Annotated in this window: 14 protein-coding genes; 2 read left to right on the plus strand and 12 right to left on the minus strand. The window is 47.4% G+C overall.

The annotated features are described in order from the left end of the window. Nucleotides 1–6: 6 nt before the first annotated feature. The 9 genes from thrS to NYE68_RS15115 all read right to left on the minus strand — a co-directional run bounded on the left by thrS (nt 7) and on the right by NYE68_RS15115 (nt 9,340). Nucleotides 7–1,938 (minus strand): threonine--tRNA ligase, encoded by a 1,932-nt coding sequence (gene thrS / locus NYE68_RS15075; protein ID WP_015417978.1) that lies wholly within the window; start codon nt 1,936–1,938, stop codon nt 7–9. Nucleotides 1,939–2,347: 409 nt separating this feature from the next. Continuing rightward, on the minus strand, nt 2,348–3,178 hold the full coding sequence (gene ytxC / locus NYE68_RS15080; protein ID WP_015240356.1) for a putative sporulation protein YtxC: 831 nt from the start codon (nt 3,176–3,178) through the stop codon (nt 2,348–2,350). 65 nt (nt 3,179–3,243) lie between these two features. Continuing rightward, complete coding sequence (locus tag NYE68_RS15085; protein WP_053573225.1) at nt 3,244–3,885, minus strand: TVP38/TMEM64 family protein; 642 nt, start codon at nt 3,883–3,885, stop codon at nt 3,244–3,246. Nucleotides 3,886–3,916: 31 nt separating this feature from the next. Next, nucleotides 3,917–4,852: a primosomal protein DnaI gene (gene dnaI, locus NYE68_RS15090; protein ID WP_012118157.1), complete on the minus strand. Its 936-nt coding sequence runs from the start codon at nt 4,850–4,852 to the stop codon at nt 3,917–3,919. A 24-nt stretch (nt 4,853–4,876) separates the two neighbouring features. Next, nucleotides 4,877–6,286, minus strand: a complete 1,410-nt coding sequence (locus tag NYE68_RS15095) for a replication initiation and membrane attachment family protein (RefSeq protein WP_014418608.1) — start codon at nt 6,284–6,286, stop codon at nt 4,877–4,879. Between the two features lie 111 nt (nt 6,287–6,397). Further along, entirely contained in the window at nt 6,398–6,856 is a 459-nt protein-coding gene (gene nrdR, locus NYE68_RS15100) for a transcriptional regulator NrdR (protein ID WP_003152473.1), read from the minus strand. A gap of 248 nt (nt 6,857–7,104) precedes the next feature. Then, the gene (gene speD, locus NYE68_RS15105; RefSeq protein WP_003152471.1) at nt 7,105–7,485 is read right to left on the minus strand and encodes an adenosylmethionine decarboxylase; all 381 of its coding nucleotides are present in this window, start codon (nt 7,483–7,485) and stop codon (nt 7,105–7,107) included. A gap of 238 nt (nt 7,486–7,723) precedes the next feature. Continuing rightward, nucleotides 7,724–8,746, minus strand: a complete 1,023-nt coding sequence (locus NYE68_RS15110) for a glyceraldehyde-3-phosphate dehydrogenase (protein WP_015417982.1) — start codon at nt 8,744–8,746, stop codon at nt 7,724–7,726. A 207-nt stretch (nt 8,747–8,953) separates the two neighbouring features. Further along, nucleotides 8,954–9,340: a winged helix-turn-helix transcriptional regulator gene (locus tag NYE68_RS15115; protein WP_003152469.1), complete on the minus strand. Its 387-nt coding sequence runs from the start codon at nt 9,338–9,340 to the stop codon at nt 8,954–8,956. Between the two features lie 183 nt (nt 9,341–9,523). Here NYE68_RS15115 and NYE68_RS15120 point away from each other — a divergent pair, with 183 nt between their 5' ends. Further along, a complete protein-coding gene (locus NYE68_RS15120) occupies nt 9,524–10,723 on the plus strand; it encodes an MFS transporter (protein WP_053573130.1) in 1,200 nt (399 codons plus the stop codon). A 58-nt stretch (nt 10,724–10,781) separates the two neighbouring features. Further along, on the plus strand, nt 10,782–11,624 hold the full coding sequence (locus NYE68_RS15125; RefSeq protein ID WP_053573129.1) for an aldo/keto reductase: 843 nt from the start codon (nt 10,782–10,784) through the stop codon (nt 11,622–11,624). Nucleotides 11,625–11,662: 38 nt separating this feature from the next. Here the strand turns inward: NYE68_RS15125 and coaE are convergent, their stop codons facing one another. The 3 genes from coaE to mutM all read right to left on the minus strand — a co-directional run bounded on the left by coaE (nt 11,663) and on the right by mutM (nt 13,871). Further along, nucleotides 11,663–12,256, minus strand: coding sequence for a dephospho-CoA kinase (gene coaE / locus NYE68_RS15130; protein WP_038464128.1), 594 nt, complete (start codon nt 12,254–12,256; stop codon nt 11,663–11,665). A gap of 15 nt (nt 12,257–12,271) precedes the next feature. Next, nucleotides 12,272–12,904 (minus strand): sporulation membrane protein YtaF, encoded by a 633-nt coding sequence (ytaF, locus tag NYE68_RS15135; RefSeq protein WP_053573128.1) that lies wholly within the window; start codon nt 12,902–12,904, stop codon nt 12,272–12,274. Between the two features lie 136 nt (nt 12,905–13,040). Further along, on the minus strand, nt 13,041–13,871 hold the full coding sequence (gene mutM / locus NYE68_RS15140) for a DNA-formamidopyrimidine glycosylase (RefSeq protein WP_015417984.1): 831 nt from the start codon (nt 13,869–13,871) through the stop codon (nt 13,041–13,043). Nucleotides 13,872–13,879: the final 8 nt, after the last annotated feature.

Genomic DNA, 13,879 nt, shown 5'->3' on the forward strand with positions numbered 1-13,879 from the left:
TTCCGGTTATTTTTTCGCTTCGGCTACAGCCTTTTTCACAAAATCGTCCAATGAGACGGTTTCTGATTTCTGCTCGCCGTATTTCCGGACGTTTACCGCGCCGTTTTCCGCTTCTTGGTCACCGACCACAAGCATGTACGGGATTTTTTGCATTTGCGCTTCACGGATTTTATAGCCGATTTTTTCGTCCCGGCTGTCAAGCTCGACACGCAGGCCTTCGCGCTGCAAGCGCTCCTGCACTTTTTTCGCATAGTCAAGATGCACGGACGGTGATACAGGAATGACTTGGAATTGCACCGGCGCAAGCCATGTCGGAAGGGCGCCTTTGTGCTCTTCGATTAAGAAAGCAACGAAACGCTCCATCGTTGACACGACGCCGCGGTGAATAACGACAGGACGGTGCTGTTTGCCGTCTTCTCCGACGTAAGTGAGATCAAAGCGTTCCGGAAGAAGGAAGTCAAGCTGTACAGTTGACAATGTCTCTTCTTTGCCGATCGCCGTTTTCACTTGCACGTCAAGTTTAGGGCCGTAAAACGCCGCTTCGCCTTCCGCTTCATAATAGTCGTGCCCCATCTCATCCATTGCCGCCTTCAGCATGGATTGCGCTTTGTTCCACATCTCATCATCATCAAAATATTTTTCCGTGTCTTCAGGATCGCGGTAAGACAGGCGGAATGTGTAATCATTCAGGCCGAAGTCTTCGTATACGTCTTGAATCAAACGGACCGTGCGGATGAATTCTTCTTTAATCTGATCAGGGCGGACGAAAATGTGCGCGTCATTTAACGTCATGCCGCGTACGCGCTGAAGACCTGAAAGCGCCCCGGACATTTCGTATCGGTGCATCGTTCCCAGCTCTGCAATCCGGATCGGAAGCTCGCGGTAGCTGTGAATGTCCTGCTTGTAAATCATCATATGGTGAGGACAGTTCATCGGACGGAGCACGAGTGTTTCATTGTCCATTTCCATCGGCGGGAACATCGTATCCTGATAATGATCCCAATGGCCCGATGTTTCGTACAGGTCTTTGCTTCCGAGAACAGGCGTATAGACGTGCTCATAACCGAGGCTCAGCTCTTTATCCACAATGTAGCGCTCGATCACGCGGCGGATGGTCGCGCCTTTCGGCAGCCAGAGCGGCAGACCTTGTCCGACTTTTTGAGAGTTGGCAAACAATTTTAATTCTTTGCCCAGTTTTCGGTGGTCGCGCTCTTTCGCTTCTTCAAGCATGCGCAAATGCTCTTTCAAGTCATCCTTTTTAAAGAAGGCCGTGCCGTAAATGCGCTGAAGCATTTGGTTTTTGCTGTCGCCGCGCCAGTATGCGCCCGCAAGGCTCAGCAGCTTAAATTCTTTAATTTTGCCTGTAGACGGCACGTGCACGCCGCGGCACAGGTCAAAAAATTCGCCCTGCTCATAAATGGAGACCGTTTCGTCTTCTGGAATCGCATCCAGCAGTTCAAGCTTCAGATTATCGCCGATTTCCGCAAACATGGCTTTTGCTTCATCACGGCTCACTTCTTTTCGGATGATCGGCAGATTTTCACCGATGATCCGTTTCATTTCTTTTTCAATCTTCGGAAGGTCATCCGGCGTCAGCGCCTGTTCCATTTCAACGTCATAATAGAACCCGTTTTCAATGACGGGGCCGACTCCGAATTTCACATCTTTATAAATGCGTTTAATCGCCTGGGCCAATAAATGCGCCGTGCTGTGCCGCATGATGTTCAAACCTTCTTCTGTGCCTTCTGTAATGATTTCTACCGCACCGTCCTCTTGAATCGGCGTTCTTAAATCAATTTCCTGTCCGTTCAGTTTTCCGGCTAAAGACTTTTTCTTTAATCCCGGACTGATGGATGCCGCGATATCTTCTGTTGTTGTTCCTTTCGGAAATTCCTTTACCGCTCCGTCCGGAAATGTGATGTTGATCATATCTGACATCTTCGTCACTCCTTTTTTTATGCAAATCAAAAACCCCGCCCCCTATGAAAGGGACGAGGTTAAATAAACGGAATCGTGGTTCCACCCTTTTTTCCGCGCGGCCGATTGCTTCGGCACCTGCGGCTCTAAGCTCTGTAACGGGAGTTCCCGTCAGCTATTACTGGCGCTTCTTCCGGCGTTCACAGCTGAAGTTCAAAGGCGGTAAAGACAATGATCCATAGCTGGAAAGCTTTCAGCCTGGGCTCTCCTCTCTTATAAAGCCGGTATCAATGCTTCATGTCCTTATCAATACGTGTAGCAATCATTAATCTTTTATGTATTATAAAATGTCTGCGAGAAAAATGCAACTCGGTTTTCCGTCTGATTTCGCAAAGACAGCCCTGCCGCTTACACAAGGCCGTCCGTGCGGCTATCCTTCCGTCTTCTCGGCTGCAAACGCGCCCAGCGGAAAAAGGCGCACCCTCTCCTGAAACACGTTTTGAATCGTTCTGGACATCATATGCTCCGGTTTGTCCGTATACAGTTCTACCGTCTCAGGCGCAATGGAGATCAGCGGCGCAAGGAGATGGGAATCTATATACATCGGGTGCTCCCGCACAAACCGTCTGTCTATGTATTTTTTCTGTTCCCGTTCTGACAAATAGCGCAGCTCCCACAGCGTAAAAGCCCGGTCATGTACGATGCGGACTTTCTTCATCCGCGGCGGATTGGATGTCACATAATCTCTCAGAGACTGGATAAAGTTTTGATATTCCTGTTCCATCCGATATTCATCTATCGCAGCCTCCGCGTATTCTCTGAGCCGCTCATAATACCTGCCGAGCCGGAACGTCTGAAACGAACGCACGGAAAAAACACCCGCATCAAGTGAAATCGTCCGGAGCGCATCTGAAATAAACTGTGTGCGCGGCTCTTTCTTCGGCTCGAACGGATGATCATCAAGCTCTCCTTCCATAATGCTGTGTGCAAGCTGAAGGATTTGCTGCTGTTCATCCTGATCGGTGAAGCAGTATGCGTCCTCAATAAGCGAAAGCATATGCTCGTCTTCTTTGCATTCCAAAAAAAACCTGACAAGTATCGGCTCAATAAAGCGCTGAACGCAAAAAGCCGTTTCAGACCTTGCGATTCCGACTTTTTTTATGCCTTCACGGACAATAAAATGTCTCCGGTCGTCCGATTGCTGAATGAGATGTAAAAAAGCGGCGGTATCGTGGTCATCTTCAAAGATCACTTCAAGCATATTTGTCCCCCCTTACGGCATCTGTTACAAGTATATGGGGGATGTTTTTAAAATAGACGTAAAGGTTAGCTTTCACCGCCGAACAAATGGCGCACCTTCTTTTTAAATATAACGGGAAGCGATAAAAATACGATGTAAAGACAGATCACGCCGAGTACGGTCAGCACATTGCCGGACATAAAGCTCGCGCCGAGCACATTCAGGACGATCGTCCCCGGAATGATACCCGCTGCGGTCGCCAAAAAATACGTCATCGGCCTGACTTTCGATAGGCCCGCGGCATAGCTGATCACATCAAAGTTAACAGGCAGAATACGCAGGATAAAAATATAAAAGAAGCCATTGGTTTTCATCTGCTTTTGAATGACTTCCATTTTTCCATGGCGGCTTTTCTCATTAAAGGCAAACAGCCCCGCCGCAAAAAAAGACGCGGCGGCAGCGCCCATTGAGCCCGCCAGCGTATACACGGTGCCGAAAAACGGGCCGAACGCCAATCCTCCGGCGACGGAAACGATTGATACGGGAAACAGCACAAAAGGCCTGACGATGGAAATTCCGATAAACACAAGCGGCGCAAAAACACCGAACGATAATACCCACAGCCGGATCTCCTTAGGCGACAGATTCAGATATTTGCGGTTTGCCCACAGCAAAAGGCCCGCTCCCGCCGCAGCCGCAGCCCAAGTGACAGCCTTCTTATTCCTCATTCCCTCAAATCCTTCCCATTGGACGCCGGCATCATGAACGGCGGCGGTTTTCCCCGTCAAGACGGACGGGCGAAGCCAAATATAAAATCCGCTCCATCAGTCTTGCCGCTTTTACTTCTTCCTTTTCTCCCCGCTGTGAATACGTAAAATGATGCTTCAGCTCGTCAGGTGAGAAATTAGACGAGAAGAAAGTGGGAAGCTGCTGGCTCATTCTGTGCTGAAGCACGGTGCCGATGACCTCATCTCTGACCCAGCTTGTCATTGACTCCGCTCCGATGTCATCAAGCATCAATACGGGCGTCGTTTTCACCATATTCAGTTTCGCCTCCAACGACTGATCCTGGAGCGAGTTTTTCAGCTCTCTGACAAATTCGGGAACATATACGATCATTGATGAATACTCTTTTTCCGCCAGTTCGTTAGCAATGGCGGCTAAAATAAATGTCTTTCCGATTCCGAATTTTCCGTACAGATACAGCCCTTTGCCTTTTCCTGTTTCATTATAACTCTTCAGAAAATCCGTCACATGCTGGAAAATGCCGACTCTGCTCGGATCGGTAATGTCGATCTGCTGAAACGTCGCGCCGAGAAGATCCTGCTGGATATACATGCTCTTCATCAGGGACTTTTGCCTTTTCTGGCGGTCGAGCTTTCTCTTTTCCGGACATTCGTAATATTCAATATCGATGGAACGCCCGTTGATCACAAGCTTCGGATGATAGCCTTCAAGCAGGCTGTTCGTCCGGCTGTCTTTCGAACAGAAGGCGCACTGTTTGCTTTGCTGAACGAATTCGTACAGTTTATTTAACCCTCTGTCAATCATGCTTTGATTGATTACATCTTTCTGTTCCTTCAAAAAAGCCTGGACGTCTTCGTCGGCCATGACTTGCTGCTGCATTCGTTCCAGGCGTTTTTGAAAGTCAGGTCTTTTCGTCACGCCTTCTAAGGATCGGCTGATCGGTTCCATTCAATATCACCCCGCTTCTCTGTCTCAATAGGCAGAGTATTTTTTCAGTTTTTTCATTTCTTCCATCATTTTTTTCTTCTGTTCTTCAAGATCCTGCGCGGAAAGAGCCGGCTGTTCTTGTTTCTTCCCGGTTTCTTCTTCTTTCATCCAATCAGGGCGCTTTTCTTCCCGGACGGTTTTTTTGCCGCGCGCCGCGCCGTTTGTTTTGCCGTCCGCCCAATCAAGATATTGCCTGTGCTCTTCTATTGCGAGCTTCATTGCTTCCCGTACCGTTTTGACTTTTTTTCTGGCCCAGTGGGCGGCGATTTTTTGGATATAGTTTTTGGACAGCTTCATATCCGTTTTCAGCATGACATAATAAATCAGCACATTGGTGACGCCGGGCTCAAGCTTTTGTTCGAACATAATATCGGCGATAATCTGCAAGTCGGCTTTTGACGGCTCGGTCCCGTCCGCAATGTCCTGAAGAAGCTTTCTCGGTGATATGGTCTCAAGCTGGGCGATGAGTTCGCCGTTCAATGAATCGTCCTTTTCCGTCCGGTTTTCTCTCAAGGTGACAGGCTGTGTTTTATCAATCAGTTCCGGAAGCTTACCGCTTCTTTCAATTTGGTACCAGTCGCTGGCCGCTTTCCTCAGCGCTTCGGCCGTTATCGTATCCTGTTCATTAATTGCGGTCATGACGACGTGCTGCATGGAGATAGGATCTATTCCGTATAAATATGAAAGCTTTTTAATGCTCTCCCGCACGTCCTGCGTGATTGATTTACGCGGTATCATCGTTTCTGACAGTCCCGCCATGAAAAGCTCAAAATCAAATACTTCCTCCGTCACCGTATAGGAAGGCGCTTGTCCGACAGACGCCGTCTCATAGTCCTCGGGGAGCTTCATCGCCTCTTCCATATCAGGCGTCATTTTCCATTCACTCGGCTGAAAAGAGGCAAAAGCGTGATTAAACGGACGGGTAATTTCCCTTGCGTCCGCGCCGACGGAAGGGTGCGTGTAAAATTGTCTCAGCTGCTGGTATTTCGTTTTACCGACTCTGTTATAAAGAAAGACATTCAGCATGCCGTCTTCAAAAAAATCATTCGGTCTGAGCGGGGGCAGCAGCTCATAAATAAACATCCGCTCTTTTTGCTCGGACTCCCGGATATACACTTTCAGCAGTCCGATTCCTTCAAGCTTCCCCTGTTCATGATGAATCTTTTTTAAATTTGACTGCATCATGCCCATCAGCTGCCTGTGCGTGGATTCCGCTCCCCACAAGCGGTTTTGCTCAAGCTCCCCCCATAAGGTCATATAAAGGGAGAATGCAAAAGAACCGATCAGCGGCTGGTACAGATGTGTCAAAACCTGTCTGTCGACATCCTGAAGAAGCGAACGGCTTTTGACCGTATAAGGATCTACAGGCAATACGTCATTCCAATAGTCAGCCATGATTCTCAAACCTTCCGATATGTTTCTACTCTCATTTTACACCGTTTCTGCGATCTATCAAATGCCAATTTTGCTCATGAGAAAAGAGCCAGACACAATCTCTTAGCTCTCTCAGCGTTCTTTCTTTATTAAATCTTTCAATTCATCGATAAACACGTTTATATCCTTAAACTGCCGGTAGACGGAGGCAAAGCGGACATAAGACACCTCATCGATTTTCGCCAGACGGTCCATTACCATTTCTCCGACAAGTTCGCTTTTGACTTCAGATACACCTTGGTTTCTCAGCTCTTTTTCAATGTCAAAGCACATGTCTTCCAATGTTTTTAAAGGAACGGGCCTTTTTTCACAAGCTTTAATTAACCCGCGCAGCATTTTTTCACGGCTGAATTCTTCCCGGACGCCTTCTTTTTTCACGACGATCAGAGGCATCTCTTCAAACTTCTCAAATGTAGTGAAGCGGTAATGGCAGGCTTCGCATTCCCGCCTTCTGCGGATTGATTTCCCTTCGTCCGCAGGCCGTGAATCAAGTACGCGGGAACCGTTGTGCTGGCATGAAGGACATTTCAAATTGGATCAGCTCCCATCTGTTTCGTTGCTGTAATGCGGTTCGCAAGCTTCCGGTAAATGCCCGCCAACGTTTCTAGGATGAGCCTATTTGTTGGGAGAGCCGATAGACCGGCCTTATCTTTTCTATTTTACAAAAAAAATGCTTAAAGAAAAAGCAATGCTGTTTTTTTACATTAGAAAAGGAGCATCAGCTTCAAAGCGCGTAATGGCTTTTTCAGCTTAGCTCCCTTGTGTTTGCGTTTTGAAAATTACAGTACTTTCGCTTGTGCCTGTTTAATCTGTACAGGCCCCATTCCTCTCGGTATTTCAATGTTTTCTCTTGTATCTGCATGTAATGCGTCCGCAATGTAATCCGCAGCCACATTAGGATCCAGGTCTCCACAAGTATAAACATCAATGCTTGCATATCCGTGTTCAGGAAAACTGTGAATCGTTAAATGTGACTCAGAGATAATAACGACTCCGCTTACGCCTTGCGGTGCAAATTTGTGAAATGCGACCTCGCGCACTTCAGCTCCTGATTTCAAAGCAGCATTTACAAACGTTTTTTCAATAAAATCCATGTCATTGAGCTTATCAAAATCGCATCCCCACAGCTCGGAGATGACGTGACGCCCCATTGTTTCCATAATCATGGACCCCCCTTAACAAGAATTAAAAAAGTGAATTTCCGAGAACTGACCCGGCCATTTACCACGGGGGAAAGTTAGTCCGGAGAGGTCCTAACCCTTTAAGTAATTCCGAAGCAGTCACGAGCAAGAAGTTCACGAAAGATAGTATACTGTGTTTAAGTTTATTTTGCAAGGTGTGTTTTTTGCGAATATGCCGTTAAGGGTTTTTTTCTAACAAATGTCCATGATCTTTAGTCTACACAGCTGACGGGTGTTTCATTCGCGCGGCGACATGACGGATAAGATCAACGACCCGGCAGGAATATCCCCATTCATTGTCATACCAGGCGAGTACCTTTACTTTTCGGTCTTCCATCACCATCGTTGTCAGTCCGTCGATGATCGCAGAGTGTGAATTCGTATTATAATCCGAAGAAACGAGCGGCTCATCCGAATAATCAAGAATTCCGTACATCGACGTTTTTGCGGCTCTTTGGAAAGCGGCATTCACTTGCTCGGCCGACACATCTGTTTTCAGATCGCAGACAAGGTCCACTAATGACACATTCGGAACGGGAACACGCAAAGCGAGACCGTGAAGTTTTCCTTTCAAATGAGGCAGCACGAGCGACAGCGCTTTGGCGGCGCCTGTAGAAGTCGGAATGATGGATTCTCCGCACGCTCTCGCCCTCCGCAGATCTTTATGCGGATTGTCGATATTTTTTTGATCATTCGTGTAAGCGTGAACAGTCGTCATCAGGCCGCTTTCAATCCCGAATTCCTGATCAAGCACTTTGACGACCGGCGCAAGACAGTTTGTCGTGCAGGATGCATTTGAAATAATGACATGTTCATCGGGATTGAACTGCTCTTCATTTACTCCCATGACAATGGTAACGTCTTCATTTTTGCCCGGAGCCGTTAAAATAACTTTTGTCGCCCCTGCTTCAATATGGCTCATTGCTTTTTCTTTTGAATTAAATTTCCCCGTTGCCTCTACGACGATGTCTATTCCGCATTCTTTCCACGGAAGCTCTCTCGGGTCCCGGCGATTGAACAGCATAATATGTTTTCCGTTGACGATCAGGCTGTCGTCGGAGGTCTCAACTTCTTGATCGTATTTGCCGTGAATTGTGTCATACTTTATCAAATGAGCAAGCGTTTCCGGGGGATAGCTTGCATTAATGGCTGTTATTTGAATTTGATCATCTTCCATTGCTTTTCTGAACACCATTCTTCCGATTCTTCCAAACCCGTTGATTGCTACTTTTACCTTCATGCTCAGGTCACCCCTTTTTAATATGCCACTCTAATTTACCTTTATTTATATATAGTATAACACATTAAAAGAAATCCGCCAGTACAACTTGATAAAAATCCACCCTTATACCGATCAATATGTTGTTCAATCGGTTTTTTTGCATATAAAATGATCTTTCTTCCATAAAAAAAGCAGGATCAGCGTCTCAGGCTGCCTGCTTTTTTCTTATATTTGTCCCGGTTCTTTAAATTTGTCATTTAAAATGCTGTCCTCTAAAACGGAAGACACCTCGCCGTACCGTTTAGCAATATGCATCGCGCCCCAGTCGCACAGCGCGTTTAAAATTCTTTCCAGACTGTGCCCGTATTCACTCAGCTCGTATTCCACTTTCGGCGGCACCTGATTGTATACGATCCGGTTGATGACGCCGTCAGCTTCCAGCTCTCGCAATTGCTGTGTCAGCATCTTCTGGGTGATGTCCGGCATAAGCCGCTTCAATTCGCTTGTCCGTTTTTTCCCGCGCATGAGGTGGCAGAGGATCACACACTTCCATTTTCCGCCGATCACTTCAAGCGCCGCCTCTACGGATATATTGTATTTTTTCTTCAGCAACGGTAATTCCTCCTCATCTATAGGAACTAAAAAGTGCCTATGGCACTTAAAAGTACGTTCTTTTCAATGACACTTCTATCGATCATAATGACATTTGCCGGCTGAAAAGGAATGTACTCTTATACTTATATCGTTTACCCGGCATCATTTCAACCATACATTATCGTTCAAGGAGGAAAACAGATGTCTTCACATCGCCAAAGCTATTTACCAGCGCTGCTGGCATTAGCCGTCAGCGCTTTTGCGATCGGCACAACCGAATTTATCAGCGTCGGGCTGCTGCCGCTTATATCTCAAGATCTGCATATACCTGTGACAACGGCGGGACTTACCGTTTCCATGTATGCTCTGGGCGTGACATTCGGCGCGCCGGTTTTAACGTCTCTCACATCCGGCATGTCGCGGAAAACGCTGCTGCTCTGGGTGATGTTAATTTTTATTGCCGGAAATACACTCGCAGCGAGCGCTTCCTCAATCGGCGTCTTACTGGCGGCACGGGTTATTTCGGCTTTTTCCCACGGCATTTTCATGTCAATCGGGGCAACAATCGCCGCCAATATCGTGCCGGAGCATAAAAGAGCAAGCGCGATTTCCATTATGTTTACGGGGCTGACGGTGGCTACGGTGACCGGTGTTCCGTTCGGCACCTATCTCGGCCAGCAATTCGGATGGAGGATTGCATTTGCCGTCATTGTGGCGGTAGGAATCATCGCATTCCTCACAAACGCGCTTCTCGTTCCGTCACATTTGCGCAAAGGGACGAAAACCGCATTTGCCGAGCAGGTCAAACTCGTCACAAACGGCCGGTTATTGCTTTTATTTATCATTACCGCGTTAGGCTACGGCGGAACGTTTGTCGTGTTTACGTATTTATCTCCGCTTCTTCAGGAGGTAACCGGTTTTCAGAAAGAAACCGTCGCGGCCATCCTGCTCATTTACGGAATTGCGATTGCCATCGGAAACATGATTGGCGGCCGTTTATCAAACCGAAATCCGCTGAAAGCCTTGTTTTATATGTTCATTGTCCAGGCTGCTGTGCTGTTTGTTCTGACTTTTACCGCGCCGTTTAAAACAGCCGGGCTGATCACCATTATTTTCATGGGGCTGTTGGCGTTTATGAATGTGCCGGGGCTTCAGGTATATGTTGTGATGCTGAGTGAACGTTTTGCGCCAAACGCCGTTGATACAGCATCAGCCTTAAATATCGCGGCATTTAATGCCGGAATCGCGATCGGCTCGTTTGCCGGCGGAATCATTACAGACTCAATCGGAGTCATTCATACCGCTTGGATCGGGGCGCTGATGGTGCTCAGCGCGGTCGTATTAACCGGATGGAGCAGGAAGCTTGAAAAGCGGGATCGCACTGCCCTTGAAAGGAGGTGAGTTTTTCTTCAGCGCATTTTGATTGTTTCAACAGACAACTAATAGGAGGAATATATACATGACAACACATTTACAAGCAAAAGCAACATTGCATAACGGAGTAGAGATGCCTTGGTTCGGCATTGGAGTTTTCAAAGTAGAGGAAGGCGCGGAACTCGTCAACGCGGTGAAAACGGCATTGGTGCACGGCTATCGCAGCGTTGATACCGCCTCGATTTACGGAAATGAAGAAGGTGTCGGCGAAGGCATCCGCCAAGGGCTGCAAGAAGCGGGATTAAAACGTGAAGACATTTTTGTCACGTCAAAAGTATGGAATGCCGATTTAGGATATGAAGAAACGTTAAAAGCGTTTGACACAAGCTTAGAAAAACTCGGTTTAGATTATTTGGATTTATATTTGATCCATTGGCCTGTCGAAGGAAAGTACATCGATGCGTGGCGGGCGCTCGAAACCCTCTACCGGGATGGACGCATTAAGGCGATCGGGGTCAGCAATTTCCAAATTCACCATCTGAAACATCTCATGAAAGAGACCGAAATCAAGCCGATGATCAACCAGGTGGAGTACCATCCTCGTCTGACACAGAAAGAACTGCTTGCTTTCTGCACTGAACAAGGCATTCAGCTTGAAGCGTGGTCGCCATTGATGCAAGGTCAGCTGCTTGATCACACCGTCTTACAGGAAATCGCTGAGAAGTACGGCAAATCAGCCGCTCAAGTGATTTTGCGCTGGGATTTGCAGAACGGTGTCATCACCATTCCGAAATCAACGAAAAAACACCGTATTGAAGAAAATGCAAATGTCTTTGATTTCGAACTGTCAGCTGACGATATGAAGCGGATTGATGATCTGAACGAAAATCTCCGTGTCGGTCCTGATCCTGACAATTTTGATTTTTAACCAGAAAAACACCGTTCGGCTTTCCGAACGGTGTTTGTTTATGCCCAGCCGCTCAATACTTCCTCAAGCTGGTGCTTTGTATATTCAAGACTGCCGCTGTTATCAATGACGGCGTCAGCTTTTTTTGTTTTATCCGCTAAAGGCATTTGCGACGTTATCCGGCTCATCGCTTCTTCTTCTGTAAGGGAATTCCGCTCTATCAGCCGTTTAAGCTGAATGTCTGCCGGTACGGTGACGACGAGCACCTTGCCGACAAGATAATCAAGCCCGCTTTCATACAAAAGCGGTATATCCAAAACGACGAACTGCTCTTTTCGCGCAACGGCTTCATCCCGCTGTTTCAGCATTTCCGCACGTACTGCCGGATGAACGATCTGATTCAGCTTCAGACGCTTCTGTTCGTCAGTGAAAACGATAGAACCGAGTTTTTTTCTGTCAATACCGCCATTTTCCAGCAGGATGTCTTTTCCGAATGCCTCCACAATTTGTCCGTAAGCCGGCATTCCTTTTTCTACCGCCTGTTTTGCGATGACATCCGCATCAATGACTGTTATTTTTTTGTCGATCAGCATACGCGCTACCGTGCTTTTGCCGCTTGCGATGCCTCCCGTTAAACCGATGACCAAGCTCAAAAAGCCCACTCCTTCTTACATTTTCCAAATCCCGATGATAATCAGCAGGACTCCCGGCAAAAATGTCATTTTATCTATCCAATTCCATCTTGAAAGCAAATGCCCCGCGTTTATGCCGAGTGAAACAAACAGCGAGCTCATCAGCCCGACAGTCACGCTCATCATAACCGGAGAAAAGCCGAGAATGGCCGCTCCCAGCCCGGCGCCAAACGCGTCAATGGATAAGGCGATACCGAGCAGAAGCGCCTCGACTCCGTTAATGGTTCCGGATTGATCAATATCGGCGCTGGTCGGTTTTTTCAAAATATGAATGACGATGCCGAGCGATTTCACTTCAAGATTAAGTAACGTTTTTTCATGCAATAAGTAATCCGGCTCTTTATCCGGTTTGAAAAATTGCCAGATGACCCATGCCCCGATTCCGATTAAGATCAGCCCGCCCAGTTTTTCCGTGACGGATACGGGAAAAATCTTTGTCAGAAAATGGCCGATCAGCATGGATATAAACATCACAGAGGCTGAACAGCAAGCGATCACGGCAATCGCTTTGAACGGGATTTTCATTTTTCTCAAACCATACGTAAACCCGACTGAAAAACTGTCCAAGCTGACAGCAAAAGCCAAAAGCAGCAAAGAAACAATCTCCATATCCGTTTCTCCCTTTCTCTTGATCGGCAATTGTGACATATGCCTATTGGGTGAATCACAATATATATATGGAGAAAGGTCATCAACTGTGTTAGAAAAAAGTCATTCTGCTGCCGCCTGCTTGAACCGCTTCAGTTTATGATTTTTTTTGGCAGCGGGCGCAAAAATGCGTCCCCCTTCCGCCGACCACGATTTTAGAAATCATCGTGCCGCACGTTTTGCACGGTTCATCCTTTTTGCCGTATACGTAATGTTTGAGCTGAAACATTCCGATTTCCCCTTGAGAATTGATATAAGACCGGACGGTGCTCCCGCCCGCGTCAATCGCTTCCTGAAGGGTGTCTTTAATTTCTGTATGAAGCGTTTTTATCTGCCCGTCTGACAGACTGTTCGCTTTTGTCTCAGGATGAATACGCGCCCGGAATAAAGCTTCATCGACATAAATATTGCCGAGGCCGACGACCGCTTTTTGGTCGAGCAGGGCGGTTTTCACCGCGCGGTTCGTTTTTGCAAGCCGCTCTTTTAAATAAGCAGCGGTAAATGCTTCATCATCGGGTTCGGGCCCGAGCTGTGAAAGCGGTAATGCATTCAATTCCTCTCCCGGCGCAAACAAATGCATCGTGCCGAATTTCCGGACATCCCGGTAGCGGAGCTGTGTTCCGTCCGTCATGTGAAACACGACGTGCACATGTTTATCGTCAGGCTCATCGGCCTGATGAAGACCGTATTTGCCCTCCATCCGCAGGTGGGACACCATGACATAATGATCCAGATGGAAAAGCAAAAACTTTCCCCTTCTTCCGATGGATCGGATTGTTTCTCCTGCAATCTGCCGCGCGAATTCCTCCGGCTCGGCGGGTTTTTTGATGATATTCGGCCATCTGATATCCGCCGATTCAATCGTTTTCCCCTTCACAAGACCGGTCAGAGTGCGCCGGACCGTTTCAACTTCTGGTAATTCCGGCACAATCATCA

It is taken from the genome of Bacillus sp. FSL R5-0447, assembly GCF_038606125.1.
In the GTDB taxonomy this organism is placed as follows: Bacteria; Bacillota; Bacilli; order Bacillales; family Bacillaceae; genus Bacillus; species Bacillus velezensis.